We start from the raw sequence: 25790 nt of genomic DNA on the forward strand, positions 1-25790 counted from the left end.
GCCGGAAGGTGGTCCGCCCCGTGGTGGACCGCCTTCCGGGCGTACGGACCGCCGTGCGTACGGCCGTACGGTCAGGGCGCCTGGAACGCTGCGCGCAGCTCGGCCGTCAGCGACCGCTGGAACGCCGTCACCAGGGCCTGCATCACCAGCGGCTGCATGTGCGCCGAGAGCGACTTCATCGCGGCCACGTGCTCCGGGTCCGCCTCCCGCTCCCGGTACGGGCTCCACACCTCGTCCCGGAAGAGCCGGGTCAACTCGGCCGCCGCCGACCGGGTGTGCTCCATCAGGACCGTACGCGCCCGGAGGATCGTCTCGTGCGCGATCGGCACGTCCAGCAGCTCCACCCCCAGCCGGAGCAGCCCCGGATCGACCCGGTGGACTTTCTCGGGCGACGCGGAGTCCCCTCCGGGCCCGTCCAGCAGCACCCCCATCGCCGCCAGCCGGCCGAGATCCTCGCCGGTGAGCGGCCGGCCCGCCCGCCGCTCCAGCTCCGCCCCGGTCATCTCCTCGACCACGTCCGGCGCCCAGGACGCCACCAGCGCGCGGTGGATCGCCAGATCGTGGGCGCTGAGATCCTCCGGCAACTGCTCCAGATAGCGTTCGATCGCGGCCAGCGTCATGCCCTGGCGCTGGAGTTCCTCGATCAGCGCCAGCCGCGACAGATGCCCGGGTCCGTAGTGCCCGACCCGGCGCGGGCCGATCACCGGAGGCGGCAACAGCCCCCGGGTGCTGTAGAAACGCACGGTGCGCACGGTCACCCCGGCGCGGGCCGCCAGCTCGTCGACGGTGAGGGTCGGCTCCTCGGGCGCGGTCGCCATGTCTGCTCCTCGATGCCCGGAGATGGCCGGATCGGTCCGATCGCCCCGGTGCGGCGATCGCGTGCAACAGTATTGCTGTCTCACCACTGTGGTGAAACCCTCACCGGCAGCGGATGGGGACGGCCCCTGGAGAATCAGCAGTAGCTGCCGGTGTCCCTGCTGGGTGACAGCGATGATGTTCTGCCGACGATCGGCGGGGCCGGCTGACGGGAGGCGGAACCCCGGCCTACCGCTCCGTCGGGGCGGCGGGAGCGTTGAGCGCCTCGACGACTTGGTCGTAGTCGCCGCGGGCCTCGCCGTAACGCAGGAACTTCACGCGCTCGACCTGGATCTCCTTGGCGTCGGGCTGCGCCTCGATCAGGCCGATGACCTCGGCGACGTACTCGTCCAGGGGCATGGCGTGGTCGTCGTCCTCCTGCCCGGGCAGCAGTGCCGTCCGCACGGCCGGCGGTTCGAGCTCCACGATCCGCACCGACGTGTCGGCGAGCTGCAGCCGGATGGACTCACTGAGCATGTGGATCGCGGCCTTCGTCGCGTTGTAGCTCGGCGTGACCTTCAGGGGGGTGAACGCCAGGCCGGAGGAGACCGTCATGATCGTGGCGTCCGGCTGCGCCTGGAGATGCTCCACGAAGGCGGCGATGAGGCGGATCGGACCGAGCAGGTTCGTCGTCACCGTGGACTCCGCGGAGGCGAGGAAGGACGCCGGATCGCGCCAGTCCTCGACCTTCATGACGCCGGCCATGGTCACGAGGACGTTGAGACCGGGGTGATCGGCCAGGACCTGCTTCGCGGCGGTGGCGATGCTCGCCGCGTCGGCGGTGTCGATCCGCACGGTGCCGATGCCGGGGTGCTCGGCCGCGATCCTCTCCAGCAGCTCGGCACGCCGGCCGCCGACGATGACGGTGTTCCCCCTGGCCTTCAGCTCAAGGGCGAGCGCGAGCCCGATGCCGCTGGTGGAGCCGGGAATGAAGATGGTGTTTCCGGAGATGTCCATGCCCCGATGGTCGCCGATCCGCCGCCGCGGGTGCAGAGACCGCTTGTCGGGGGATCGGCGATCCCTGGCTCCGCCGACGGCACCGGACGACAATGGGAGCCATGGACCGTGCAGCGCTGGCCGACTTCCTCCGACATCGCCGCGAGGCGCTCCGACCGGAGGACGTGGCCCTTCCCCCGGGCACCCGCCGGCGCACTCAGGGCCTGCGGCGGGAAGAGGTCGCGTCGCTCGCCGTGATGTCGACCGACTACTACACACGTCTCGAACAGCGGCGCGGGCCCCAGCCCAGCGCACACATGCTGGCCTCGCTCGCCCGCGCCCTGCGGCTCACGAACGACGAACGCGACTACCTCTACCGGATCGCGGGACACAACGCACCGCTGTCGCTGTCGGGCTCGCCGCACGTCGCTCCCGCCCTCCTGCGGGTGCTGGACCGTCTGCACGACACTCCGGCGCTCATCCTGACCGACCTGGGCGAGACGCTGGTGCAGAACGCGATGGCCGTCGCCCTGTTCGGCGACGCCTCGCACCACACGGGCCTCGCCCGCAGCGCGATGTACCGCTGGTTCACCGATCCCGCCGAGCGCTCGGCGTACCCGGAGGCCGACCGGGAGAGGCAGAGCCGCGCCCAGGTGGCGAACCTCCGTGCCGCCCACGGACTGCGCGGCCCGCAGTCGCAGGCCGGCCGACTCGTCCGGGCCCTGGAGAAGGAGAGCGAGGAGTTCGCCGAAATGTGGGCACGACATGAGGTCGTCCGACGATTCGAAGACCACAAGACGCTCATCCACCCCGAGGTCGGCGCGATCGAACTGGACTGCCAGGCACTGTTCACCGAGGACCAGTCCCAGACCCTTCTCGTGCTGACCGCTCCGCCGCGGACCGAGGGGTACGAGAAGCTCCAACTGCTCGCCGCGCTCGGCCTGAACCGCTTCCCGCCGTCGGAGCGCCAGGGCTCCGCGCCGGCACCGGCGAGGCGCGAAGGCTGAACCGCGGATCCGGTCCGGAGCGCTTGTCAGTGGCCGCCACTACGGTGGGTGACATGTCTGGGATCACGTACCTCAAGGGCGACGCCACCGCGCCGCAGGCCAAGGGCGTCAAGCTGATCGTGCACGTCTGCAACGACCTGGGCGGCTGGGGCAAGGGCTTCGTGCCGGCCCTCTCCCGCCGCACGCGGGTAACGGGTGGTACGTGGAGAGGGGCGTGCGGCGGGGTCGTCCGACAGGGGCCCGGAAGGGCCCGTCCGCCTCGATGGACATGGGGCACGGATACGGAGTGACGGGCCATGTCTCCTTGTAGCAGTGCCGGTTAAGGTGGCAGCGGGTGGCAGCTACACGGGGGAGAGCTCATGACGGTACCGGCCGACGACGAAGCGATGATGGCGAAGGCGCTCGCAGAGGCCCCGCCCCACGACGCGTTGAGCGAGCAGATCCTCGACGCGGCCCGTGAGCAGTTCATGACCTTCGGGCTGCGCCGCTCCACCGTCGACGACGTGGCCCGGCGGGCCAAGGTCTCCCGGGTCACGGTCTACCGGCGCATCGGCAACAAGGAGGCCCTGGTCTCCGCCTGCCTGCTGCGCGAGTACCGCCGTTTCGTGGGTGAGGTGGACGAGGCGGTGGCCGCGCTGCCGTCGGTGGAAGAGCGGCTGGTCGCCGGGTTCGTGGCGGTGCTCCGGCACGTCCGCGAACACCCGCTCATCGGCGGTCTGCTGAAGCTGGAGCCGGAGGTCATGCTGCCCTTCCTCACCGTGGACAGCGGTCCCGCGTTCCTCGCCATGCGCGACTTCCTGACCGACCGCCTCCGTCATGCCCAGCAGCTGGAGGGCCGGCCGGAGACGGACTCGGCGCCGGTCGCCGAGGTGATGGTGCGCATCACCGTCTCCTTCCTCCTCAACCCGCTGAGCTGCTTCGAACTCGACGACGACGAGCAGGTGGCGGCCTTCGCCCGGCGCTGCCTCGTCCCCCTTCTCACGGCCGGGTGAGCCCCTCGGGTGCCCGGCGCGGCGCCGCTCCGGGGCGATCCGCCGCCCCCGGCGCCTCGTCCGGCAGCGGCTCGACCGGGCGGTTCTGCGCCCAGTGCGGCCCCAGGTCGTCGAGCCGGTAGCCGAAGGGGTAGCTGCGCGGCCTGGGCCGTGACGGCAGCCATCCGGGCCGGGCGGGCAGCAGCCGTACGCCGTACGAACGGGCCCGTACCGCCCGTACCGCCAAGGTCCGCAGCCAGCGGGGCTGCGGGGTGAACCCCAGAGCCCGCAGCAGCGGTTCGTCCAGCAGGGCGAGGGCGAACCGGGCGACCAGCGGGCGCAGCGGGGACGGGTACCAGCCGGCCATCGTGCGTAACGTGGCGGTGGCGACCCGGCGGTTCGCCGGGGCCGGGGCGAACATCTCCGCCTCGTACGCGTCGAGCAGCTCCTCGAACTCCGCGTAGGTGGCGGGGACCGACTCGATGCCCATCATCCGGCCCATGGACCGGCCGACTTCGGCGAGTGCCTGCACCTCCTGCCGGCACAGCGGGCGCCAGCCGAACCGGTCGATCCAGCGTTTGGGGCCGACGACCGTGGTGGCCAGGACGTAGAGGTAGTCCTCGTTGGGGATCCGGTAGCGGCCGTGGATGCGGTTGAGATGGCGGGCGGCGGCCCGTCCGCGTTCCGAGTCGAAGCCGTCGGCCGCCATCTCATAGCCGATCAGCACCGTGTCGTCGTAGCGCTTCTGCCCGTTCCGCTCGAACTCCTGGGTGCGGTCGAGCAGTACGGAGATGCGCGGGACGCCGAAGTCGCGGAGGAACGCGACGCTCACGCCCTGCCGGTAGTCCCAGGGGAACTCGTACTGGGACATCAGCCGGAGGATCTCGGCGCAGTCCCGTACCGGGTCCATCCGGCGGATCGTCCTCAGGCGGCTGTAACGGCCCATGATGTGCACCTTCCTGCGGATGTGTGCGGTTCATCGTGCCGACCCGGCGCGTGTCTCTCCCGTAATCGCCCGGTCAACACCCCTACGGTGCACGGCGGTTGGCTGCGGAAATGGCGCGCGGAGTCAATGTTACAAATACTATTGACTTGTTTCATCGGGGCGTCAACGGGCCGCGACGAACAAGCGGCAAGGCCGCCGGTGCCGCGCCGCCGGCGCGCTCGCATACTGGAGGGCGTACAGGCGCGGGACACCCTTCAGGTGGTGTCCGACCGCCCGTCCGCCGACCGCCCGTCCGCCGACCTCCGGGAGCATCCGTATGAGCAGCCAGGGAACCGGGCGGACGGACCCCGTACCGCCCCCGCCGGGCGGTGTGCTCTGGAGCCTCGCCGGTGACGTCCGGGGCCTGCTGATGCTGCCCGCCGCCCTCACCCTCCAGGTCGCCCACCCCGCCGTCGGCGCGGGCGTCGACGAGCACTCGGTCTTCCGCACCGACCCCTGGGGGCGCGGCGAACGCTCCCTGCGCTCCCTCCAGCTCTGGGTGTACGGAGGCGAGGAAGGCGTGGCGGAAGGGCGGCGGCTGCGCGCCCTGCACCGCACCATCCAGGGCACCGACTCCCGAGGGCGCGGCTACCACGCCCTCACCCCGGCGAACTACGCATGGGTCCACGCCACCGGCTTCCCCGTCTACCAGCACGCCTCGCGCTACCTCGTACGCCCGCTCACCGACGCCCAGGAGCGCGCGCTGTACCGGGAATGGCTCCAGGTCGGCCGGGTCCTCGGCATCCACGACCGGGACATGCCGCAGACGATCGAGGAGTTCTGGCCCTACTACCGCAAGGTGCTCGCCGAGGAGCTGGAGCGCAACGCGGTCGTCGAGGAACTGGTCGCCACCGACCGGCCCATGCCGCCGCCCGACCGGGGATCCCTGCCCCTGCGGCTGGTCGCACGCGTGCTGTGGCCGCTGATCCTGCCGCCGCTCGCCCGGTTCCGCGCCTTCCTCACGGTCGGACTGATGCCGCCGGACGCCCGCGCCGCGATCGGCCTGGAGTGGACCCCCGCACAGGAGAAGCGGCTGCGGCGCTTCGGCGCGGTCGTACGCCGCGTGGTGCCGGCACTTCCCGAGCGGATGCGGTACCTGCCCATGGCCCGCGAGGCACGCCGGGCCGCCCGCGCGGGGCGCACACGAGGGTGAACGGGCGCGGGCGGACCGCCACCGCTCGTGGGTCCCCTACGGTTCGCACCCCGTGTGGTACTGCCTACAGGGAGTGATGTCCGGACTCCCGAAAGGTGCCCAGGTGCCCCACGTGCCGCAGGACGAACCGAAGCCGGACGGCCTGCCCGTCACGGCAGACCTCCCCGCAGACCCACGCCACGGGCAGAGACCCGTCACCGACCGGGTGGTCTTCGGCGTCACCGCCGTCCTCACGCTCGCCTTCGTGCTCTGGGGCTCGGTCGCCACCGACTCGCTGGAGAGCGTCTCCAACGATCTGCTCGAAGGACTCATCCACAACGGCGGCTGGGCCTTCATGCTCGCCGCGTCCGGCTTCGTGGTCTTCGCGCTGTGGCTGGCGATCAGCCGCTACGGAAGGATCCGGCTCGGCCAGGAAGGGGAGGAACCGGAGTTCCGGACCGTCTCCTGGGTCGCGATGATGTTCAGCGCCGGCATGGGCATCGGCCTGATGTTCTACGGGGTGAGCGAGCCGCTGGCCCACTTCACCGACCCGCCCCCCGGAACCCGCCCCGCCGACGAGGCGGAGGCGATGCAGACCGCGATGGCCACCACCCTCTTCCACTGGACGCTCCACCCCTGGGCGATCTACGCCGTCGTCGGGCTCGCCATCGCCTACAGCACGTACCGCAGGCGCCGCCGGCAGACGATCAGCGCCGTCTTCGAGCCGCTCATCGGAGAACGCCACTCCCACGGCGGCTTCGGCAGGATCATCGACATCCTCGCGATCTTCGCGACCCTCTTCGGCTCGGCCGCCTCCCTCGGCCTCGGCGCGCTCCAGATCGGCAGCGGTTTCCACGAGCTGAACTGGCGGGAGAAGACCGGCACGGGCCTGCTCGTCGCCATCATCGCCGTGCTGACCGTGGCCTTCGTCGCCTCGGCCGTCTCCGGGGTGGAGAAGGGCATCCAGTGGCTCTCCAACATCAACATGGTGCTCGCCCTGATCCTCGCCGTCTTCGTGTTCGTCGCGGGCCCCACGATCATCGTGCTCGACCTGCTGCCCACCTCCATCGCCGAGTACGTCCGCGAACTGCCCCAGCTCGCCGGACGCACCGAGGCGACCGGCGAGGGCGAGGTCGCCGACTGGCTGCGCTCCTGGACGGTCTTCTACTGGGCGTGGTGGATCTCCTGGACGCCCTTCGTCGGCATGTTCATCGCCCGCATCAGCCGGGGCCGCACCATCCGGCAGTTCATCGGCGGCGTCATCCTGGTGCCGAGCACCGTCAGCCTGGTCTGGTTCGCGATCTTCGGCGGCTCCGCGATCCGGCTGGAGGAAGCGGGCAAGCTCGCCGGCGCCGACACCCCGGAGGCGCAGCTCTTCGGAGTCCTCCAGCAGTTCCCGGTCGCCACCCTGATGAGCGTCCTGGTGATGGTCCTCGTCGGGATCTTCTTCGTCTCCGGCGCCGACGCCGCCTCCATCGTCATGGGCACGCTCTCGCAGAAGGGCGTTCTGGAGCCGGGCAAGTGGGTGGTCGTCTTCTGGGGCGTCGTCACCGGTGCGGTCGCCGCCGTCATGCTGCTCATCGGCGACGGCGAGGGCGACGCGCTGGCCGGCCTCCAGAACCTCACCATCCTGGTCGCCGCGCCCTTCACGATCGTGATGGTCGGCATGTGCGTCTCCCTCATGCGGGACCTGCGCCAGGACCCGCTCATCGTCCGCCAGGAGTTCGGCGTCGAGGCGGTCGAGAGCGCGGTCATCCAGGGCCACGCGAAGTACGACGGCGACTTCGAGATCCGGATCGGCCCCGGGACCGAGATCACCGAGGACCACCGGCACCAGCACGAGGACTCCGGGCCCGCGGGCCCGCCGACGGGAGAGTGAACCGGGGGCACCGGCCACGTCGCGCGGCGGTGTGGGCCGTACGGGGCGCGGCGGGCGCGCGGGCGGTACGGGCGGTGGGCGCGGTGGCGGTACCGGACACGCCGCGCGCCCCCGCACGTGTCCGGTACCGGGAGCCGCGTCCGGCTCACCCCACCAGCCGTGCCGCCTCCCGGGCGCAGCCCCAGGCGACCGTGACCCCCGCGCCCCCGTGCCCGTAGTTGTGGACCACCCGGCCGCCGCCCGGCAGGTCCTCCGCCTCGATCCGCACCCCCGCGTCCCGCGCCGGGCGCAGCCCCACCCGGTGCCCGAGGACCCGGGCCCCCGCGATCTCGGGCCGGATCCGCGCGCACCGCGCCACGATGCCGGCGGCGATGCGCGGGTCCGGCTCCGTGGACCAGTCGTCGTCCTGCGCGGTGCCGCCCAGCACCAGCCCGTACGGCTGCGGGAACACGTACGTCGTCCAGCCCGTCGCGGGATCGGGGGCCGCGCACCACTCCGTGATCCCCGGGTTCTCCACCAGGACGAGCTGGCCCCGCACCGGACGCATCCCGCCGTCCGAGGCCAGCGCCTCCGCTCCCAGCCCCGCGCAGTCGACCACCACGGCCGCCTCGGCCGAAGCCTCCCCGAAGCCGTCCACCGTGCGCCGCTCGACGGTGCCGCCGGCCGCCAGCAGCCGCCGCTCCAGCCAGGCCAGGTGGTCGGGCATGCTGATCAGCGGCAGCGTCACCCGCAGCCCCTCCGCCACCTCCACCGCGCCCCGCAGCCGCGCCGCCCACGGGCCCAGCGCGGCCAGGCGCTCGCCCAGATGGACCCCGGCCACCATCCGCACCCCGGTCTCCTCCGGAGCCTGAGCCAGCTCCTCGTGGACGGCGAGCGTCTCCAGGGCCCAGTCGCCCACCGATCGCGCCGGCTCGATCCGGTACGGCCACCACAGGGCGCCCGCCACCGCCGAGGTGGTGTCCCCGGCCGCGTCCCGCGACCAGACCCGCACCCGGTGGCCCCGCTCGGCGAGCACCACCGCCGTGGTCAGCCCGCTGACCCCGCCGCCCACCACGATCACGTCCGGCATGCCGCCACCCCCGTCGCTCCCGCCACCCGCACCTGTCACCCCGGAAACTAACCGAGGGCCCGGCGTCCGGAACAGTGTCCGGTGGATCACGGCCGGGGACGTGGCCCCGATCCGTGACGGCCCCGATCCGCGACGCCCCCGATCCGCGACGCCCCGGTCAGTGACCGCCCTTCGGGGGCTCGCAGTCGGTGCCGTCGGGGTAGCCGCCGAAGGCGTCCGCCGTCACGGAGTCGCGGCTCATCATTCCTTCCACGCACCAGGGGGTGGCGTCGAGGACGATGAGGAAGCCGACTCCGGTCGGACCGTTCCGGTACGCGTTCCCGGCGCGGTAGCCGAGTCCGTCGAGCGCCTTTCGGACGTGCTGCGGGTCGAAGTCCCCGCGCTCGCGCAGCGGTTCGAGCGCGCTCTCGACCCGCCCGGTGACCGCGAGCCCGTCGCAACGGCTCTGGCCGTGGAGCGGGAGGGGGACCCTGAAGCCGTGGTTCTCGGCGTAGTGGTCGGTCGGCGCGGCGGTCGCGGCCGGGGTGGTGGCCGCCGGAGCCGTCGGCTCGGGGTCTTCGCCGGGGCAGCGGAAGTCCGCCCGTGTGCTCGGCGCCGGAGACGCGTGCGGACTCGCCCCGGTCGCGTCCCCGGCCCGCAACGTCCCGCACCCCGCCACCAGCAGGACCGTCGCCACCAGCGGCAGCGCCCGGTATCCCGGTCTTCTCGATGTCGTCATCGGCCGATTCTCTCCCGTCGGCCCGGCGGGGACACGCGTTTCGCTCCTCGGGCCACGCAACGGCCGGTCACGTTTCGGTGCCGGGCGACAGGCCTCCTCCGCCCCGCCGCACCCGCTCCCGCCACGGACGGCCCGCGCCGGTCCACGGTCCGGGCCGATTGACGGGCGGGCCGCCCGGAACGCTTAGGATCGACACCCTGATGACTGCCACTCTCGTCGCCAAGGACCTCGCCGCCGGACACGGCGACCGCACACTCTTCGCCGGGCTCGACCTCGTCGTCGCCCCCGGGGACGTGATCGGTCTCGTCGGAGTCAACGGGGCCGGAAAATCCTCCCTGCTCCGGCTGCTCGCGGGCCTCGACCGGCCCGAGGAGGGGGAGCTGCGGCTCTCGCCCCCCTCCGCCACCGTCGGCCACCTCCCGCAGGAGCCCGACCGGCGCCCCGGGGAGACCGTGCGCGCGTTCCTCGCCCGCCGTACCGGCGTCGCCGACGCCCAGGCCGCCATGGACGCCGCGACCCAGGCCCTGGTGGACGGTGCGCCCGGCGCCGACGACGCGTACTCCGAGTCGCTGGAACGCTGGCTCGACCTCGGCGGCGCCGACCTGGACGAGCGGGCCGAGGAGGTGGCCGCCGACCTCGGGCTCACCGTCGGCCTCGACCTGCCGATGACCGCGCTCTCCGGCGGCCAGGCCGCCCGCGCCGGGCTCGCCTCCCTGCTGCTCTCCCGGTACGACGTCTTCCTGCTGGACGAGCCCACCAACGACCTCGACCTCGGCGGTCTGGAGCGCCTCGAACGCTTCGTCTCCGGCCTGCGCGCCGGGACCGTCGTCATCAGCCACGACCGCGAGTTCCTCACCCGTACGGTCACCAAGGTCCTCGAACTCGACCTCGCCCAGCAGCAGATCAACCTCTACGGCGGCGGCTACGCCTCCTACCTGGAGGAGCGGGAACGGGCCCGGACTCACGCCCGTGAGGAGTTCGACGAGTACGCCGACAAGAAGACGGCCCTCGAAGGCCGTGCCCAGATGCAGCGGGGCTGGATGGACAAGGGCGTGAAGAACGCCCGGCGCAAGGCCACCGACTCGGACAAGCTGGGCCGCAAGTTCCGCAGCGAGGCCAGCGAGAAGCAGGCCGCGAAGGCCCGCCAGACCCAGCGCATGATCGAACGCCTGGACGTCGTGGACGAGCCGCGCAAGGAGTGGGAGCTGCGGATGGAGATCGCCACCGCGCCGCGCTCCGGCTCGGTCGTCGCCACCCTGCGCGAAGCCCGCGTCGTCCGGGGCGACTTCACCTTCGGGCCCGTCTCGCTCCAGGTCGACTGGGCCGACCGGGTCGCCATCACCGGCGCGAACGGGGCGGGCAAGTCCACTCTGCTGGCAGCCCTGTTGGGGCGGCTGGCTGTCGACTCGGGTTCCGCCGTGCTCGGTTCGGGTGTCGTGGTGGGCGAGGTCGACCAGGCGCGCAAGCTCTTCCTCGGCGACGAGACCCTGCTGGCCGCTTTCTGCGCCGCCGTCCCGGACACCGAACCCGCCGAAGTGCGCACCCTGCTGGCCAAGTTCGGGCTGCGCGCGGATCACGTGATGCGCCCGGCGACCACGCTGTCGCCCGGCGAGCGGACCCGCGCGGCGCTCGCCCTGCTCCAGGGCAAGGGCGTCAACCTGCTGGTCCTGGACGAGCCCACCAACCACCTCGACCTGCCCGCCATCGAGCAGCTGGAGTCCGCGCTCGACTCGTACAACGGCACGCTCCTGCTGGTCACACACGACCGGCGGATGCTGGAGGCCGTCCGTACGACCCGGCGCGTCGAGGTCGCGGACGGGCGGATCACGGAGCTCTGACGGGCCTCCCGGGCCCTCGGGGCCCGGGCAGCTCCGCGCAACGCGGACGGGCCGGCCCCGAGGGGCCGGCCCGTCCGGTGCGTTCCGTGCGCCGTCAGCGCTTCCGGCCGCCCTGGCCCGGGTCGGTGAGGCCCGCGCGACGCAGTGCGTCCGCCATGGCGCTGTTGGCGGGTGCGGGTGCGGGTGCGCCCGAGGGCCGGGCGCCGCCGGCCGTACCACCGCCGCGCCGGTCACCGCCCTGCCGGCGCCCGCCGCCGTCCGACTGGCGCTGGCGCGGAGGCCGGCCGCCCTGGCCCTGGGCCGCGTCCCGCTCGCGCCGGCCGCCGCCCTGGCCGGATGCCGCCTCGTCGTCCAGCCGCAGCGTCAGCGAGATCCGCTTGCGCGGGACGTCGACGTCCATGACCTTGACCTTCACGATGTCCCCGGGCTTCACGACGTCGCGCGGGTCCTTCACGAAGGTCCTCGACATCGCCGACACGTGGACCAGGCCGTCCTGGTGGACGCCGACGTCGACGAACGCGCCGAACGCGGCGACGTTGGTGACCACGCCTTCCAGGACCATCCCGGACTCCAGGTCGCCGATCTTCTCGACGCCGTCCTTGAAGGTGGCGGTCCGGAACGCCGGACGCGGGTCGCGGCCCGGCTTCTCCAGCTCCCTGAGGATGTCGGTCACCGTCGGCAGACCGAAGGTGTCGTCCACGAACGCGTCGGCCCGCAGCGACCGCAGCACCTCCGTGTTGCCGAGGAGGGACGCGACCTCGGTGCCCGCCGTCTTCACCATCCGGCGCACCACCGGGTACGCCTCCGGGTGCACGCTCGACCCGTCCAGCGGGTCGTCCCCGCCCCGGATGCGGAGGAAGCCCGCGCACTGCTCGTACGCCTTCGGGCCGAGCCGGGCCACGTCCTTGAGGGCCCTGCGGGAACGGAAGGGGCCGTTGGTGTCCCGGTGCGCGACGATGTTCTCGGCCAGCCCCGAACTGATCCCCGACACCCGCGAAAGCAGTGGCGCGGAGGCGGTGTTGACGTCCACGCCGACCCCGTTCACGCAGTCCTCGACCACCGCGTCCAGGGAACGCGAGAGCTTCACCTCGGACAGGTCGTGCTGGTACTGGCCGACGCCGATCGACTTCGGGTCGATCTTCACCAGCTCGGCCAGCGGGTCCTGGAGGCGGCGGGCGATCGACACCGCGCCGCGCAACGACACGTCCATGTCAGGGAGTTCCTGCGAGGCGAAGGCCGACGCCGAGTACACCGAGGCGCCCGCCTCCGAGACCATCACCTTGGTGAGCTTCAACTCCGGGTGCTTGTCGCAGAGTTCACCGGCCAGCTTGTCCGTCTCGCGGGACGCCGTGCCGTTGCCGATGGCGATGAGGTCCACGGAGTGCGTGCGGCAGAGCCGCTCCAGCTTCGTCAGCGACTCCTCCCACCGGTTCGCCGGGACGTGCGGGTGGATGACGTCGGTCGCCACCACCTTGCCCGTCGCGTCGACCACCGCGACCTTCACGCCCGTACGGAAACCGGGGTCGAGCCCCAGCGTCGCCCGGGTGCCCGCGGGGGCCGCCAGCAGCAGATCGCGGAGGTTGGAGGCGAAGACGCGTACCGCCTCGTCCTCCGCCGCGGTACGCAGCCGGAGCCGCAGGTCGATGCCGAGGTGCACCAGGATGCGGGTCCGCCAGGCCCAGCGGACCGTGTCCCCGAGCCACTTGTCACCCGGCCGCCCCCGGTCCGCGATGCCGAAGCGGCGCGCGACCATGTTCTCGTACGCGGACGGCCCCGGCGCCTCAGAAGGCTCCTCCGGCTCCAGCACCAGATCGAGCACGTCCTCCTTCTCGCCCCGGAGCATGGCGAGGATCCGGTGCGAGGGCAGCGCGGTGAAGGGCTCGGTGAAGTCGAAGTAGTCGGCGAACTTCGCACCGTCCTCCTCCTTGCCCGCCCGCACCTTCGCCGCGAGCCGGCCACGCGTCCACATCCGCTCGCGCATTTCGCCGGTCAGGTCGGCGTCCTCGGAGAAGCGCTCGGTGAGGATCGAACGGGCGCCCTCCAGCGCCGCCGCGCCGTCCGCGACCCCCTTCTCCAGGTCCACGAACGCCGCCGCCGCGGCGAGCGGGTCGACGGACGGGTCGCCGAGCAGCCCGTCCGCCAGCGGCTCCAGACCGGCCTCGCGGGCGATCTGCGCCTTGGTCCGCCGCTTCGGCTTGAACGGCAGGTAGATGTCCTCCAGGCGCGACTTGGTGTCCGCCGCCCGGATGCGGGCCTCCAGCGCCTCGTCGAGCTTGCCCTGTTCGCGGACGGATTCGAGGATCGCGGAACGGCGGTCCTCCAGCTCCCGCAGATAGCGCAGCCGCTCCTCCAGCGTGCGCAGCTGGGCGTCGTCGAGCATCTCCGTCGCTTCCTTGCGGTAGCGCGCGATGAACGGGACGGTCGACCCGCCGTCGAGCAAGGCGACGGCTGCCGCCACCTGTCGCTCACGTACGCCGAGTTCCTCGGCGATCCTGCCTTCGATGGACGTCGTCACGGTGTTCCCGGCTCGCCTTCTCGTACTGGCTGTGTTGCTGGCTCTGCTGACGGCCCCGCCCCGCCGTGCGGAGGGACTCCGTACCGGGGGCGGGCGTCATTCGGGGTGGTCCCCTTCGCCTGCATTGTGCCGGGTGGCCGGGGGCCGTGTCGCGCGACCTCCGCGGACCACGGGTCGCAACACCGTGCCGTACCGCCCGGGGCTCAGCCCTTGCCGATCAGGTCACCGGGGAAGGCGCCCGCCGAGGCGGCCGTGAACAGGAAGCCGCGTGCCAGATCGGTCAGCCGCGCCACCCCGTCCGCGCCGAGATGCTCGTACGGCGCCGCGTCCAGCCGGTCCGTCGTCTCCTCCAGCTCCGCCCGCAGCGCGGTGCCCGCCTCCGTCAGGGAGCCCTCGTCGTCCAGCAGCCCGCGTGCCCGCAGCCGGGCGGAGGCCGCGTCCCAGTCCTCGCGGTGCCAGCCGCGGGTGCCGAGGACCCAGCGCGGGGACATGCCCTTACCGGTCGCCGTGTGGCTGACCAGCGCCTCGACCGGGTCGAGCCCCGCGGCGAGCAGCGCGGCGAGGTGGCCGTCGCCCCGGTGCTCGCGCAGCAGCGTCGCGGCGTGCCAGAAGGCGAGGTGCGGTTCGGTGGGGACCGGCAGATCGGCGTGGGCGGCGTACAGCGGCCGGGCGTGACGGGTGCACGCCTCGGCGGCCCGCAGGGCCAGCCCGGCGGCCTCCGCCATGTCGGACGAGCCGATGACCTCCTCGCCGAGCAGGCGGCGCAGGGTGGTGTCGGCGGCGCGGAGCCTGGCGGCGAGCACCGCCTCGGGGGAGGCCACCGACCAGACGGCCGGCACATGCCGCGCCACCAGCTCGTGGTTGAAGTTGTAGAAGGTCGACGTCACCGCGCCGGCCCCGACCGCCCCGAGCGCGGCGCCCCGGGCGGCGAAGTACGCGGCCCGGGCGTCCTCGATCCCGAGCGCGCCGAGTTCGGCGGTGAGGTCGGGGGAGAAGAAGAGCGTCGAGTGCAGCGGGTTGACGGCGTTGTGGCAGCGGCGGCCGGCGCGGGGCGGCAGAGTACTCATGCGCCGCACATTACCGACTGGTCAGTATGGAGGGAACCCCCGTACGCCTCGGTGCGGGGCGTACCGGCCTGGCTCAGGTGGTCCAGGTGAAGCGCGGCGACCGTCGCTCCAGGAAGGCGCTCACGCCCTCCGCCGTGTCCTCGCTCGCCCGCGCCTGCGCGGCCCAGTACGCGTCCCGGTCCGTGCGGCCGGTGGCGAACTCCTTCGCCGCCGCCTGGGTCAGCTGGGACCGGGACGCGAGAATCCCGCAGAACTCCGCGACCCGGCCGGCCAGCCCGGCGGGCGGCAGCACCTCGTCGACCAGCCCCGTGCGCAGGGCCCGCTCGGTGCCGATCAGCTCCCCGGAGAAGAGGAGGTACTTCGCGGTCGCGGGACCCACCAGCCCGACGAGCCGCCGGGTCGAGGAGGACGAGTAGACGATCCCCAGCTTGGCCGGGGTGATGCCGAACCGTGCGCCCTCCTCGGCGAAGCGGAAGTCGCAGGCCGCCGCCAGCTGGCACCCGCCCCCCACGCAGTAGCCGCGCACGGCCGCGATCGTCGGCCGGGGGAACGCGGCCAGCGCCTCCTCCGCCGCCACCGTGAGCTCCGAGGTCAGCTTCCCGGGCTCCTGGAGGGAGGAGATGTCCGCCCCCGCGCAGAAAGTGTCGCCCGCGCCGGTGAGAACCAGCACCCGCACCGAGGAGTCGGCCGCCAGCCGCTCCAGCAGGACGGGCAGCTCCCGCCACATCGGGGCCGTCATGGCGTTCCGTTTCGCCGGGTTGCTGATGACGACGCTCGCCACCCCGTCCGCGACGGAGTGCTCCAGCTGAGGCTCGGTGCGGTCCATGCGCCGGATGCTATCCGTACCGTTCGCTCCTATGATCCGACCAGGGCCTCCCGACCGGCAGGCCCTGGGGGTGCCGGAGTACGTACGCGCCGCGAGGAGCTGTCGATGGCCGATTCCCGGGTCCAGCGCAGAAAGCTCAACCGCAGTTTCGCCGTGCTGGTCGTGCTCGGCATCCTGCTGGCCGTCGCCGGCATCATCGGCCTCGTCTACACCGGCGTGGCCACACTCACCTCGATGCTGCTCTTCGGCTGGCTCCTGCTGATCGGCGGCGTGGTCGGACTGGCGCACGCGGTCCAGTCCCGGGGCAGCAACTTCTTCTGGCTCGCCGTCGTCGTCGCGGCACTCAACATCGCGGCCGGCGTGGTCGTGATCCACGACCCGTACGGCAGCGCCGAGGCACTCACCATGTTCGCCGCCCTGCTCTTCCTCACCGGGGGGCTGTTCCGGCTGGTCGGCTCGGTCGTGGTGCGCGGGCCGCAGTTCGGCTGGACGCTGCTGCAGGGCGCCTTCGGCCTGCTGCTGGGCCTGCTGGTGCTCTTCGACTGGCCGCACAGCAGCCGGTACGTCCTCGGCCTCTTCTTCTCGCTCTCGCTGCTCTTCGACGGGCTCGGCCTGATCGCGATCGGCGTGGGCGGCCGGCAGGTCGTCGGACTGGTCACCGAGCAGCTGGCGGCGGACGGGGACGCCGGCCAGGAGAGGCCGAATAGTGCCCCAGAAGGTGGCCAGAAGTAGTCCACATCCGACGCCGCCATACGCAGCCGGTCAAGAGAAGTCGATAGGTGCCCACTTCTTGTCAGTGGCCGGTCCGGAGCTCCGAGGTTCCCGACACTCGTCAGTCAACAGAGAGTGTTCCCAGATGCGCGAACCGAGAGCGGGTACCGGATTATGGAGAGCCGCGGGAGTGTTCCGGCCCGTCCCGTGTCGTACGAAGGGGTGTGGCGCTTCACCGCACCCGCCGTCGACGTATCGGTTCCGCAGGCCCGGCACGCGGTGCGTGACCTGATCGGCAGGCAGGGCGTACCGGTGGAGGACGACATCCTCCAGGGGCTGCTGCTGATCGTCTCGGAACTGGCGACCAACGCGGTCAGACACGCGGCCCTCCTCTCGCCCGAGCTGGCGGTGGAGGTGGCCATCGGCGCCGACTGGATCAGGGTCTCGGTCGAGGACAACCACCCCTACCGCCCCACCGCGCTGGAGACCGACCACGCCCAGACGGGCGGCCGGGGGCTGCTGCTCGTGAAGGAGATCACCGCCGAGGCGGGCGGCACCTGCGACGTGGAGCACACCGCGAGCGGCGGGAAGATCATCTGGGCGGTGCTCCCCCTGAGAGCGCCGCTCTGACGGTACGGCCGCGACGCCGCCCGTACCGGCAGGGCTGCGGGCTCCCCTCCGGGGCCCGCCCACCCGCCCGGCAGGGCCGGTCCGTCACCAGCCCGCGGAGGGGCCCGTCAGCTCACGGATCGCCGGGCGCGCCGCGTCCAGCACCGTCATGAACCACGCGGAGAACGGCCCCTCGGCGTGCCGCTCGGCCAGTTCGGCGGCGGTCACGAACACCGTCTCGCCGACCTCCTCCGGGTCGGGCCGAGGGGCGTCCTGGGCGAGGCCCACGTACAGGTGGTTGAACTCCTGCTCCACCAGCCCCGACGCGGGGTCGGGGTGGTTGTAGCGCACGGTCCCGGCCGCCGCCATCAGGGACGGCGAGATGCCGAGCTCCTCGTGCGTGCGCCGGGCGGCGGCGGCGAAGGGGGCCTCACCCGGGTAGGGGTGGCCGCAGCAGGTGTTGGACCACACGCCGGGGGAGTGGTACTTGCCGAGCGCGCGGCGCTGGAGCAGCAGCCGTCCCTGCTCGTCGAAGAGGAAGACCGAGAAGGCGCGGTGCAGCCGGCCGGGCGCCTGGTGGGCGGCGAGCTTCTCCGCGGTGCCGATGGTGGTGCCGCTCTCGTCGACCAGTTCGAGCATGATCGCTTCTGCGGAGCCGTTCGACGAGCTGTGCGTCGCGGTGGCTGGTGTGGTCGGCATACCCATCCTTCGCTTTGGTTCCCGGCCTCGTGCGTCCGGACCCCTGGAGTCCGGTCAAGTCTGCCCCACAAATGCCGCTTGTCCGTACTTCGGGACCGGGCATGTCCGCCCCCGCGCGGGCCGGGTGGGACGCGCGGGGCCTTCTGCCGTCACCGGCAGAGTCTCGCCTCGTGCGCGGCGTGGCCGCTCGGTTCCAGCTGGAAGGTGCAGTGCTCCACGTCGAAGTGGTTCCCGACGCAGCCCTGAAGGTCGTGGAGGAGCTTCTCGTGGCCGATGGAGTCCAGCATCTCCTGGTGGACGACGACGTGGGCCGAGAGGACGGGCATCCCCGAGGTGATCGTCCAGGCGTGCAGGTCGTGGACGTCCAGCACCCCGGGCAGGTCCGTGATGTGGGCCCGTACCTCGGCCATGTCCACCCCCTTGGGCGCGGACTCCAGCAGGACGTTGATCGTCTCGCGCAACAGCTTCACCGTACGGGGGACGATCATCAGACCGATCACCAGGGAGGCGATCGGGTCGGCCGCCTGCCAGCCGGTGGCCAGCACGATGCCCGCCGAGACGAGGACGGTGACCGAGCCGAGGGTGTCCGCGAGCACCTCCAGATAGGCGCCCCGGACGTTGAGGCTGTCCTTCTGCCCGCCCACCAGCAGGGTGAGCGAGACCAGATTGGCGATCAGACCCACGGAGGCGAAGGCGATGGCCAGGCCGCCGCGGGTGTCCGCCGGGGTGATGAAGCGGTCGACCGCCTCGTACACGAGGAACGCGCCGACGCCCAGCAGCAGGAGGCAGTTGGCCAGCGCCGCCAGGATCTCGGCGCGGGCGAACCCGAAGGTGCGGTTCGGTCCCGCCGGGCGGTTGGCGAAGTGGATGGCGAGCAGGGCCATGCCCAGCCCCAGACCGTCGGTCGCCATGTGGGCGGCGTCCGCGATCAGAGCGAGCGAGTCGGCGAGCACGCCGCCGACGATCTCCATGACCATCACGCCGAGGGTGATCCCCAGGGCGATCCTGAGCCGCCCCAGGTACGCGGCCGACGCTGTCGCGGGTGTGCCGTGCGTGTGACCGTGGTCGTGGCCGGCCCCCATGCGCATGCCTCCAGACGGTGGTGCGGCTCGGGTCGGCGGCGCCCGAGACCGCCCAGTGAACTACGGGCGGGGGGTATCGGGCAACACGGTGTTGAACACCGTTGTCATCTGCTCTGACCTGCACAAATGTACGAGAGTGGCTGGAGTGTGTCGTCGAACTGCTGTTTGCCGGGCGACGCCTGGCACGCGCGCTCGGCGCGTTCCCGGATCGGGCTGGATCCGGGAGCGGGGTCCGAACGAAAGGCCCTACGGCCGTCCCGCTTCGGGGTGGCGCGTCAGCCAGCCCTCCCACGCCGATTCCACCATCTCGCGCGCCCCCCGTCGCGCGGACCAGCCGAGCTCCTCGGCGATCCGCGCCGCCGAGGCCACCGACTTCGCCGCGTCACCCGCACGAGGGGGCCCGACGACCGGTGCCGTGTCGTTCCCGGTGACCTCGGCCACCAGGGAGGCGAGCTCGCGCACCGAGACGCCCTCGCCGCGTCCGATGTTCACCGTCAGGTCGCCGGGGGTGTCCTGGGCCGCCAGGTGGCGTGCGACCGCCAGGTGGGCGTCGGCGAGGTCGGCGACATGGATGTAGTCCCGGATGCAGGTGCCGTCCGGGGTCGGGTACGAGGCGCCGAAGATACGGGGCGCCTCGCCGCGCGTCAGCCGGTCGAAGAACATCGGGATCACGTTGAAGGCGCCGGTGTCCGTGAGGGCCGGCTCGGCGGCGCCCGCCACGTTGAAGTAGCGCAGGCAGGCCGTGGACATCCCGTGGGCGCGACCGGTGGCGCGCACCAGCCACTCCCCGGCGAGCTTCGTCTCGCCGTACGGGCTGATCGGCGCGCACGGGGTGTCCTCGGTGATCACCTCGGCCTCGGGCACCCCGTAGACGGCGGCCGAGGAGGAGAAGACGAAGGAGCGCACGCCCGCCGCCGCCGCGGCGGCCTCCAGCAGGACGCCGAGCCCGGCGACGTTCTCCCGGTAGTAGAGCAGCGGCTGCTCCACCGACTCGTCCACCCGTTTCTTCCCCGCGAGGTGCACCACACCGGTGATCGCGTGGTCCGCCAGCAGCCCGTCCACCAGCGCGCGGTCCGCGGACGACCCCCGGACCAGTTCGATGTCCGCCGGAAGCCGCTCGGCCACCCCCGTGGACAGGTCGTCGAGCACGACGGCCTTCTCCCCGGAGGCGACCATGGCCTTCGCCACATGTGCCCCGATGTACCCCGCACCGCCTGTGATCAGCCACGTCATGCCGATCAGCCTAAAGGGTGCCCCGTCGTCCCCGATCGGTCCCGGCCACCGGCCGATGCGTCCGCTTCCGCGAGCGGGACCCGCCCCGTAGTCCCCCGGCCCGGCCCCGCACTCCCCGCGGCCGCTCCGCACCGCGGTTTGTCGCACAGGGGCTCGATCAAGGAAGATGATCACTAAGGGGCGAACAGGGTGCAGGACCGGCCCGAACGGAGCACAAACGGGCAGTGAACTCAACCTTCTGTTCATCCGATAGCCTCTGCCGATGTGCCGCAGGCCCGCGGGCTCGTAGATCCGCAGCCCCGTTCACGGGTCGTCCCGCGTGCCCGCCCCTGCCCGGATCCAAGGAGTGAGTTCGTCTGTCGACCGCCATTCTCACCGGTGTGCCGGTACCCGGGTCGTCGATCGAGGACGACCTGCGCGCCCTCGGCTTCGACGTCCGTACGGCCGCCGACGCCGGTGAAGCCGCCGCACTCCTCGGAGCCGTCCCCGCGAGCCAACGCGTCGCGCTCGTGGACCCCCGCTTCGTCGGCCACGTCCACGCCCTGCGCCTCGGACTCACCGACCCCCGCTTCGCCGCCGCCTGCCTTCCCGGCGCACTGACCGTGCAGCCCGACGCACGGGCCGCACTGCTGCGCGCGATGGACCGGACCGCCGCGGCGGTCGGCGCCGGACGGCCGGTGGCCGGGGACGGGGACGGAGGACCCGACCAGCCGGAGGACCGTACGGTCCCCGGCCGCATCGCGCTCGCCCTGGAGGCCGGGGGGACGGCCGTGCAGCGCCCCGAACTCGGTTCGCTCACCGCCACCGTCCCCACCACCGACGAGGAACTGGCCGCAGCCCGGGCGGCCGTCGCGGCCGTGGACGACGAGGCCGTACGGCTGCGCAGCGCGGTGAAGGCGCACGACGGCTTCTTCACCACCCACTTCATCAGCCCGTACTCCCGCTACATCGCCCGCTGGTGCGCGCGGCGCGGACTCACCCCGAACCAGGTCACCACCGCCTCGCTGGTCACCGCGCTCGTCGCGGCCGGCTGCGCGGCGACCGGGACCCGGCCCGGGTTCGTGGCCGCCGGGCTGCTGCTCCTCTTCTCCTTCGTCCTGGACTGCACCGACGGGCAGCTGGCCCGCTACTCGCTCCAGTACTCGACGATGGGCGCCTGGCTCGACGCCACCTTCGACCGCGCCAAGGAGTACGCCTACTACGCGGGCCTCGCCATCGGCGCCTCGCACATGGCCGGCGGCGACGACGTGTGGGCCCTCGCGCTCGGCGCCATGGTCCTCCAGGCCTGCCGCCACGTCGTCGACTTCTCCTTCAACGAGGCCAACCACGACGCGGTCTCCAACACCAGCCCCACCGCCGCCCTCTCCGACCGGCTCGACAGCGTCGGCTGGACGGTCTGGCTGCGCCGGATGATCGTGCTCCCCATCGGCGAACGCTGGGCCATGATCGCGGTGCTCACCGCGGTCACCACGCCCCGGATCGTCTTCTACGCCCTGCTCGTCGGCTGCTCGCTGGCCGCCTGCTACACCACGGCCGGCCGGCTGCTCCGCTCGCTGACCCGCAAGGCACGGCGTACCGACCGCGCCGCGCGCGCCCTGGCCGACCTCGCCGACTCGGGCCCGCTCGCCCGGGCCGTGGCCGTCGTCCGCCGCCCGGGCGGCGGCTTCACCGCCCCGCTGCTGGCCCTGGTGGGCAGCGGTCTGATGATCGCGACGGCCCTGGCCGCCCCCTTCGGCAGCTGGTGGCCGGTGGCCGTCGCCGGGGTGTACACGCTCCTCGCCGGACTCGCCGTCTCGCGCCCCCTCAAGGGCGCGCTCGACTGGCTCGTTCCCCCCTTCTTCCGGGCGGCCGAGTACTGCACGGTCCTGGCGCTGGCCGCCCGCAGCGGCGTGCCGCACGCCGTTCCGGCGGCATTCGGCCTGGTCGCGGCGGTCGCCTACCATCACTACGACACGGTGTACCGGATCCGGGGCGGCACGGGAGCCCCGCCGCAGTGGCTGGTCCGCACCGTCCTCGGGCACGAGGGCCGCACCCTCGTGGTGGCCCTGTTCGCCGCCGTACTCACCATCCGTTCCAGCTTCACCACGGCCCTGACCGCCCTCGCGGTGGCCGTGGCTCTGGTGGTGACCGTGGAGTCCATCCGTTTCTGGGTGTCCTCCTCGGCCCCCGCCGTACACGACGAAGGAGAACTCGCATGATCGGCCTCGTACTGGCAGCCGGTGCAGGACGCCGACTGCGCCCCTACACGGACAGCCTCCCCAAGGCGCTCGTGCCGGTGGACGGCGAGAAGACCGTGCTCGACCTGACCCTGGCCAACTTCGCCGCGGTCGGTCTGAGCGAGGTCGCTATCGTCGTCGGCTACCGCAAGGAGGCCGTGTACGCCCGCAAGGCCGAGCTGGAGGCCACGTACGGCCTCTCGATCACCCTGGTCGACAACGACAAGGCCGAGGAGTGGAACAACGCCTACTCCCTGTGGTGCGCCCGTGACGTCCTCAAGCGCGGCGTGATCCTCGCCAACGGCGACACCGTGCACCCCGTCTCCGTCGAGAAGACCCTGCTCGCGGCGCGCGGCGAAGGCCGCCGGATCATCCTCGCCCTCGACACGGTGAAGAACCTCGCCGACGAGGAGATGAAGGTCATCACCGACGAGAAGGGCGTCCGTCGGATCACCAAGCTGATGGACCCGGCGACGGCCACCGGCGAGTACATCGGCGTGACCCTGATCGAGCCCGAGGCCGCCGAGGAACTCGCCGACGCCCTGAAGGCGACGTTCGAGCGCGACCCCGACCTCTACTACGAGGACGGCTACCAGGAGCTGGTCAACCGCGGCTTCACCGTCGACGTCGCCCCCATCGGCGAGGTGACCTGGGTGGAGATCGACAACCACGCGGACCTCGCGAAGGGCCGTGAGATCGCGTGCCAGTACTGACCCGGCTCATCCCCTCCCCGCTGGTCGTCGACATCCGCCGCGGCGCGATGGACGACCTGGCGGGGGTCCTCCACGACCAGCGGATCTCCACCTCGGGCAAGCTGGCCATCGCGATCAGCGAGGGTTCCGGGCGCGCCCTGAAGGACCGGCTCGCGCCGCTCCTGCCCGGGGCGGACTGGTACCCCGTGAGCGACGGCACGATCGACTCCGCGGTGCGCCTCGCCAACGGCATCAAGGGCAACCGGTACGACGCCGTGGTCGGCCTCGGCGGCGGCAAGATCATCGACGTGGCGAAGTACGCCGCCGCGCGCGTCGGGCTGCCCCTGGTCGCCGTGGCCACCAACCTCTCGCACGACGGTCTCTGCTCACCGGTCGCCACCCTCGACAACGACAACGGCCGCGGCTCCTACGGCGTACCCACGCCGATCGCCGTCGTGATCGACCTCGACGTGGTCCGCCGGGCGCCGGCCCGGTACATCCGTTCCGGCATCGGGGACGCCGTCTCCAACATCTCGTGCGTCGCCGACTGGGAGCTCGCCCAGGAGGTCCACGGCGAAGAGGTCGACGGGCTCGCCGCCGCCATGGCGCGGCAGGCGGGCGAGGCGGTCCTGCGCCACCCCGGCGGCATCGCCGACGACGACTTCCTCAAGGTGCTGGCCGAGGGCCTGGTCCTGACCGGCATCTCGATGGCGGTCGCGGGCGATTCGCGCCCGGCCTCCGGAGCGTGCCACGAGATCAACCACGCCTTCGACCTGCTCCACCCGGCGCGTGCCGCAAGCCACGGCGAGCAGGTGGGCCTCGGCGCCTGCTTCGCCATGCACCTGCGCGGCGCGCACGCCCAGTCGCAGCAGATGGCCACCGTCTTCCGCCGCCACGGCCTGCCCGTACTGCCGGAGGAGATCGGCTTCACCGTCGACGAGTTCGTCGAGGTGGTCGACTTCGCCCCTCAGACGCGCCCGGGACGTTTCACGATCCTGGAGCACCTCAACCTGTCCACCGACCAGATCAGGGACGCGTACGCCGACTATGCAAAAGCCATCCGTAGCTGAACTCCGTCCGGTCGTGCACCCCCCGGGCGTGAAGGACCGCCGCAGTGGTGAGCACTGGGGTGGACGGCTCTACATGCGCGAGATCTCCCTGCGCATCGACCGGCACCTGGTGAACACCCGGATCACCCCCAACCAGCTGACCTACGTCATGACCGTCGCGGGCGTGCTCGCCGCGCCGGCCCTGCTCGTCCCCGGCATACCGGGAGCGGTGCTGGGCGTGGTCATGGTCCAGCTCTACCTGCTGCTCGACTGCGTCGACGGTGAGGTCGCGCGCTGGAAGAAGCAGTTCTCGCTGGGCGGGGTCTACCTCGACCGGGTCGGCGCCTACCTCTGCGACGCCGCCGTGCTCGTCGGGCTGGGCCTGCGCGCCGCCGACATGTTCGGCACCGGGCGGATCGACTGGCTCTGGGCGTTCCTCGGTACCCTCGCCGCCCTCGGCGCCATCCTGATCAAGGCGGAGACCGACCTCGTCGGTGTCGCACGCCACCAGGGCGGGCTGCCGCCCGTCAAGGAAGCCGCGTCCGAGCCCCGCTCGTCCGGCATGGCGTTCGCCCGCCGGGCCGCCGGAGCGCTCAAGTTCCACCGCCTGATCCTCGGCGTCGAGGCGTCCCTGGTCGTCCTGGCCGCCGCCATCGCCGACATGATCAGGGACGATCTCTTCTTCACCCGCCTCGCGGTCGCGGTCCTGGCGGGCATCGCCCTGCTCCAGACCGTCCTGCACCTGGTGTCGATTCTGGCGTCCAGCCGTCTGAAGTGAGTACTCCATGAAACTCGGCGCGGTCATCATCACCATGGGCAACCGTCCCGTGGAGCTGCGCGCCCTCCTCGATTCGGTCGCCGCCCAGGACGGCGACCGGATCGAGGTCGTGGTCGTCGGCAACGGAGCCCCCGTGCCGGACGTACCCGAGGGCGTCCGGACCGTGGAGCTGCCCGAGAACCTCGGTATCCCCGGCGGCCGCAACGTCGGCATCGAGGCCTTCGGTCCCGGCGGCACCGACGTGGACGTCCTGCTCTTCCTCGACGACGACGGCCGGCTCCCCAGGACCGACACCGCCGAACTGTGCCGCCGGGCCTTCGAGGCCGACCCGGAGCTGGGCATCGTCAGCTTCCGCATCGCCGACCCCGAGACCGGCACCACCCAGCGACGCCACGTCCCCCGGCTCCGCGCCTCGGACCCGATGCACTCCTCCCGGGTGACGACCTTCCTCGGCGGCGCCAACGCGGTACGCACCGCGGTGCTCGCCGAGGTCGGCGGGCTCCCCGACGCGTTCTTCTACGCACACGAGGAGACCGACCTCGCCTGGCGGGCGCTCGACGCGGGGTGGCTGATCGACTACCGCGCGGACATGGTCCTCGACCATCCCGCCACCGCCCCGTCCCGGCACGCCGTGTACCACCGGATGGTCGCCCGCAACCGGGTCTGGCTCGCCCGCCGCAACCTCCCCGCCCCACTGGTCCCGGTCTACCTGGGCACCTGGGTGCTGCTCACGCTGGTACGCCGCCCCTCCGTGCCCGCCCTCAAGGCGTGGTTCGGCGGATTCCGCGAGGGATGGACCACACCCTGCGGCCCCCGGCGCCCCATGCGGTGGCGTACGGTCTGGCGGCTGACGAGGCTGGGCCGTCCTCCGGTGATCTGAGCCTGTGAGGCTCTGAGACCATGGGATCCGTATGCATTCCTTT

Annotated in this window: 23 protein-coding genes and 1 pseudogene; 13 read left to right on the plus strand and 11 right to left on the minus strand. The window is 72.3% G+C overall.

Annotated elements, in window-relative coordinates; all coding sequences use genetic code 11:
• Positions 1–71 precede the first annotated feature (71 nt).
• Together OG599_RS30335 and OG599_RS30340 are read right to left on the minus strand one after the other, a co-directional pair.
• A complete protein-coding gene (locus OG599_RS30335) occupies positions 72–818 on the minus strand; it encodes a MerR family transcriptional regulator (RefSeq protein ID WP_327179162.1) in 747 nt (248 codons plus the stop codon).
• 226 nt (positions 819–1044) lie between these two features.
• Entirely contained in the window at positions 1045–1812 is a 768-nt protein-coding gene (locus OG599_RS30340; RefSeq protein WP_327179163.1) for an SDR family oxidoreductase, read from the minus strand.
• Between the two features lie 101 nt (positions 1813–1913).
• Here OG599_RS30340 and OG599_RS30345 point away from each other — a divergent pair, with 101 nt between their 5' ends.
• From OG599_RS30345 to OG599_RS30355, 3 genes and pseudogenes are all read left to right on the plus strand, one after another.
• Positions 1914–2798 carry a helix-turn-helix transcriptional regulator gene (locus OG599_RS30345; RefSeq protein ID WP_327179164.1) on the plus strand — a complete coding sequence of 295 codons (885 nt, stop codon included), beginning with the start codon at positions 1914–1916 and terminating at the stop codon, positions 2796–2798.
• 53 nt (positions 2799–2851) lie between these two features.
• A pseudogene (locus tag OG599_RS30350) lies at positions 2852–2980 on the plus strand (Appr-1-p processing protein); the annotation flags it as partial.
• A 204-nt stretch (positions 2981–3184) separates the two neighbouring features.
• Complete coding sequence (locus tag OG599_RS30355) at positions 3185–3790, plus strand: TetR/AcrR family transcriptional regulator (protein WP_327180243.1); 606 nt, start codon at positions 3185–3187, stop codon at positions 3788–3790.
• Here OG599_RS30355 and OG599_RS30360 read toward each other — a convergent pair.
• Positions 3777–4715, minus strand: a complete 939-nt coding sequence (locus tag OG599_RS30360) for an oxygenase MpaB family protein (protein WP_327179165.1) — start codon at positions 4713–4715, stop codon at positions 3777–3779. The genes OG599_RS30355 and OG599_RS30360 overlap by 14 nt on opposite strands.
• A gap of 316 nt (positions 4716–5031) precedes the next feature.
• On the opposite strand from OG599_RS30360, the gene OG599_RS30365 reads away from it, so the two are divergent.
• Positions 5032–5907: an oxygenase MpaB family protein gene (locus OG599_RS30365; protein ID WP_327179166.1), complete on the plus strand. Its 876-nt coding sequence runs from the start codon at positions 5032–5034 to the stop codon at positions 5905–5907.
• Positions 5908–6010: 103 nt separating this feature from the next.
• A complete protein-coding gene (locus tag OG599_RS30370; RefSeq protein ID WP_442809593.1) occupies positions 6011–7765 on the plus strand; it encodes a BCCT family transporter in 1755 nt (584 codons plus the stop codon).
• Between the two features lie 145 nt (positions 7766–7910).
• Here the strand turns inward: OG599_RS30370 and OG599_RS30375 are convergent, their stop codons facing one another.
• Both OG599_RS30375 and OG599_RS30380 read right to left on the minus strand, forming a co-directional pair.
• Complete coding sequence (locus OG599_RS30375) at positions 7911–8834, minus strand: FAD-dependent oxidoreductase (protein ID WP_327179167.1); 924 nt, start codon at positions 8832–8834, stop codon at positions 7911–7913.
• Positions 8835–8991: 157 nt separating this feature from the next.
• Positions 8992–9552 carry a hypothetical protein gene (locus OG599_RS30380; RefSeq protein ID WP_327179168.1) on the minus strand — a complete coding sequence of 187 codons (561 nt, stop codon included), beginning with the start codon at positions 9550–9552 and terminating at the stop codon, positions 8992–8994.
• A 200-nt stretch (positions 9553–9752) separates the two neighbouring features.
• Between OG599_RS30380 and OG599_RS30385 the strand changes: the two genes are divergently transcribed.
• Positions 9753–11390, plus strand: coding sequence for an ABC-F family ATP-binding cassette domain-containing protein (locus tag OG599_RS30385; RefSeq protein ID WP_327179169.1), 1638 nt, complete (start codon positions 9753–9755; stop codon positions 11388–11390).
• 94 nt (positions 11391–11484) lie between these two features.
• On the opposite strand, the gene OG599_RS30390 is transcribed toward OG599_RS30385, so the two are convergent.
• The 3 genes from OG599_RS30390 to OG599_RS30400 form a co-directional block, all read right to left on the minus strand.
• A complete protein-coding gene (locus OG599_RS30390; RefSeq protein ID WP_327179170.1) occupies positions 11485–13905 on the minus strand; it encodes a Tex family protein in 2421 nt (806 codons plus the stop codon).
• Positions 13906–14108: 203 nt separating this feature from the next.
• Entirely contained in the window at positions 14109–14972 is an 864-nt protein-coding gene (locus tag OG599_RS30395) for an SCO6745 family protein (RefSeq protein WP_327179171.1), read from the minus strand.
• 73 nt (positions 14973–15045) lie between these two features.
• Positions 15046–15798, minus strand: coding sequence for an enoyl-CoA hydratase/isomerase family protein (locus tag OG599_RS30400; RefSeq protein WP_327179172.1), 753 nt, complete (start codon positions 15796–15798; stop codon positions 15046–15048).
• Positions 15799–15903: 105 nt separating this feature from the next.
• On the opposite strand from OG599_RS30400, the gene OG599_RS30405 reads away from it, so the two are divergent.
• A complete protein-coding gene (locus OG599_RS30405; RefSeq protein ID WP_327179173.1) occupies positions 15904–16530 on the plus strand; it encodes an HdeD family acid-resistance protein in 627 nt (208 codons plus the stop codon).
• A 153-nt stretch (positions 16531–16683) separates the two neighbouring features.
• Entirely contained in the window at positions 16684–17139 is a 456-nt protein-coding gene (locus tag OG599_RS30410; RefSeq protein WP_327179174.1) for an ATP-binding protein, read from the plus strand.
• Positions 17140–17223: 84 nt separating this feature from the next.
• Here the strand turns inward: OG599_RS30410 and idi are convergent, their stop codons facing one another.
• The 3 genes from idi to galE form a co-directional block, all read right to left on the minus strand.
• Complete coding sequence (idi, locus tag OG599_RS30415; protein ID WP_327179175.1) at positions 17224–17817, minus strand: isopentenyl-diphosphate Delta-isomerase; 594 nt, start codon at positions 17815–17817, stop codon at positions 17224–17226.
• A 149-nt stretch (positions 17818–17966) separates the two neighbouring features.
• The gene (locus tag OG599_RS30420) at positions 17967–18899 is read right to left on the minus strand and encodes a cation diffusion facilitator family transporter (protein WP_327180245.1); all 933 of its coding nucleotides are present in this window, start codon (positions 18897–18899) and stop codon (positions 17967–17969) included.
• Between the two features lie 246 nt (positions 18900–19145).
• Positions 19146–20132, minus strand: coding sequence for a UDP-glucose 4-epimerase GalE (gene galE / locus OG599_RS30425; RefSeq protein WP_327179176.1), 987 nt, complete (start codon positions 20130–20132; stop codon positions 19146–19148).
• Between the two features lie 380 nt (positions 20133–20512).
• Here galE and OG599_RS30430 point away from each other — a divergent pair, with 380 nt between their 5' ends.
• From OG599_RS30430 to OG599_RS30450, 5 genes are read left to right on the plus strand one after another with little or no spacing between them, the layout of a single operon-like run.
• Positions 20513–22330, plus strand: coding sequence for a DUF5941 domain-containing protein (locus OG599_RS30430; RefSeq protein WP_327179177.1), 1818 nt, complete (start codon positions 20513–20515; stop codon positions 22328–22330).
• Positions 22327–23061 carry a phosphocholine cytidylyltransferase family protein gene (locus tag OG599_RS30435; RefSeq protein WP_327179178.1) on the plus strand — a complete coding sequence of 245 codons (735 nt, stop codon included), beginning with the start codon at positions 22327–22329 and terminating at the stop codon, positions 23059–23061. Before OG599_RS30430 ends, OG599_RS30435 begins: the two co-directional genes overlap by 4 nt.
• The gene (locus tag OG599_RS30440; RefSeq protein WP_327179179.1) at positions 23049–24110 is read left to right on the plus strand and encodes an iron-containing alcohol dehydrogenase family protein; all 1062 of its coding nucleotides are present in this window, start codon (positions 23049–23051) and stop codon (positions 24108–24110) included. Before OG599_RS30435 ends, OG599_RS30440 begins: the two co-directional genes overlap by 13 nt.
• Complete coding sequence (locus tag OG599_RS30445) at positions 24088–24867, plus strand: CDP-alcohol phosphatidyltransferase family protein (RefSeq protein ID WP_327179180.1); 780 nt, start codon at positions 24088–24090, stop codon at positions 24865–24867. The genes OG599_RS30440 and OG599_RS30445 overlap by 23 nt, the downstream gene beginning before the upstream one ends.
• 7 nt (positions 24868–24874) lie before the next feature.
• Positions 24875–25747 (plus strand): glycosyltransferase family 2 protein, encoded by an 873-nt coding sequence (locus tag OG599_RS30450; protein WP_327179181.1) that lies wholly within the window; start codon positions 24875–24877, stop codon positions 25745–25747.
• Positions 25748–25790 lie beyond the last annotated feature (43 nt).

It is taken from the genome of Streptomyces sp. NBC_01335 (assembly GCF_035953295.1).
Taxonomy (GTDB): Bacteria; Actinomycetota; Actinomycetes; order Streptomycetales; family Streptomycetaceae; genus Streptomyces.

Excerpts from the sequence above, each read along its gene's own strand:
- OG599_RS30335 (WP_327179162.1), bottom strand. The coding sequence starts at position 818 with ATGGCGACCGCGCCCGAGGAGCCGACCCTCACCGTCGACGAGCTGGCG.
- OG599_RS30360 (WP_327179165.1), bottom strand. The coding sequence starts at position 4,715 with ATGGGCCGTTACAGCCGCCTGAGGACGATCCGCCGGATGGACCCGGTA.
- idi (WP_327179175.1), bottom strand. The coding sequence starts at position 17,817 with ATGCCGACCACACCAGCCACCGCGACGCACAGCTCGTCGAACGGCTCC.
- OG599_RS30395 (WP_327179171.1), bottom strand. The coding sequence starts at position 14,972 with ATGAGTACTCTGCCGCCCCGCGCCGGCCGCCGCTGCCACAACGCCGTC.
- OG599_RS30355 (WP_327180243.1), top strand. The coding sequence starts at position 3,185 with ATGATGGCGAAGGCGCTCGCAGAGGCCCCGCCCCACGACGCGTTGAGC.
- OG599_RS30445 (WP_327179180.1), top strand. The coding sequence starts at position 24,088 with ATGCAAAAGCCATCCGTAGCTGAACTCCGTCCGGTCGTGCACCCCCCG.
- OG599_RS30385 (WP_327179169.1), top strand. The coding sequence starts at position 9,753 with ATGACTGCCACTCTCGTCGCCAAGGACCTCGCCGCCGGACACGGCGAC.
- OG599_RS30345 (WP_327179164.1), top strand. The coding sequence starts at position 1,914 with ATGGACCGTGCAGCGCTGGCCGACTTCCTCCGACATCGCCGCGAGGCG.
- OG599_RS30405 (WP_327179173.1), top strand. The coding sequence starts at position 15,904 with ATGGCCGATTCCCGGGTCCAGCGCAGAAAGCTCAACCGCAGTTTCGCC.
- galE (WP_327179176.1), bottom strand. The coding sequence starts at position 20,132 with ATGACGTGGCTGATCACAGGCGGTGCGGGGTACATCGGGGCACATGTG.
- OG599_RS30365 (WP_327179166.1), top strand. The coding sequence starts at position 5,032 with ATGAGCAGCCAGGGAACCGGGCGGACGGACCCCGTACCGCCCCCGCCG.
- OG599_RS30340 (WP_327179163.1), bottom strand. The coding sequence starts at position 1,812 with ATGGACATCTCCGGAAACACCATCTTCATTCCCGGCTCCACCAGCGGC.
- OG599_RS30420 (WP_327180245.1), bottom strand. The coding sequence starts at position 18,899 with ATGGGGGCCGGCCACGACCACGGTCACACGCACGGCACACCCGCGACA.
- OG599_RS30400 (WP_327179172.1), bottom strand. The coding sequence starts at position 15,798 with ATGGACCGCACCGAGCCTCAGCTGGAGCACTCCGTCGCGGACGGGGTG.
- OG599_RS30375 (WP_327179167.1), bottom strand. The coding sequence starts at position 8,834 with ATGCCGGACGTGATCGTGGTGGGCGGCGGGGTCAGCGGGCTGACCACG.
- OG599_RS30450 (WP_327179181.1), top strand. The coding sequence starts at position 24,875 with ATGAAACTCGGCGCGGTCATCATCACCATGGGCAACCGTCCCGTGGAG.
- OG599_RS30435 (WP_327179178.1), top strand. The coding sequence starts at position 22,327 with ATGATCGGCCTCGTACTGGCAGCCGGTGCAGGACGCCGACTGCGCCCC.
- OG599_RS30380 (WP_327179168.1), bottom strand. The coding sequence starts at position 9,552 with ATGACGACATCGAGAAGACCGGGATACCGGGCGCTGCCGCTGGTGGCG.
- OG599_RS30410 (WP_327179174.1), top strand. The coding sequence starts at position 16,684 with ATGGAGAGCCGCGGGAGTGTTCCGGCCCGTCCCGTGTCGTACGAAGGG.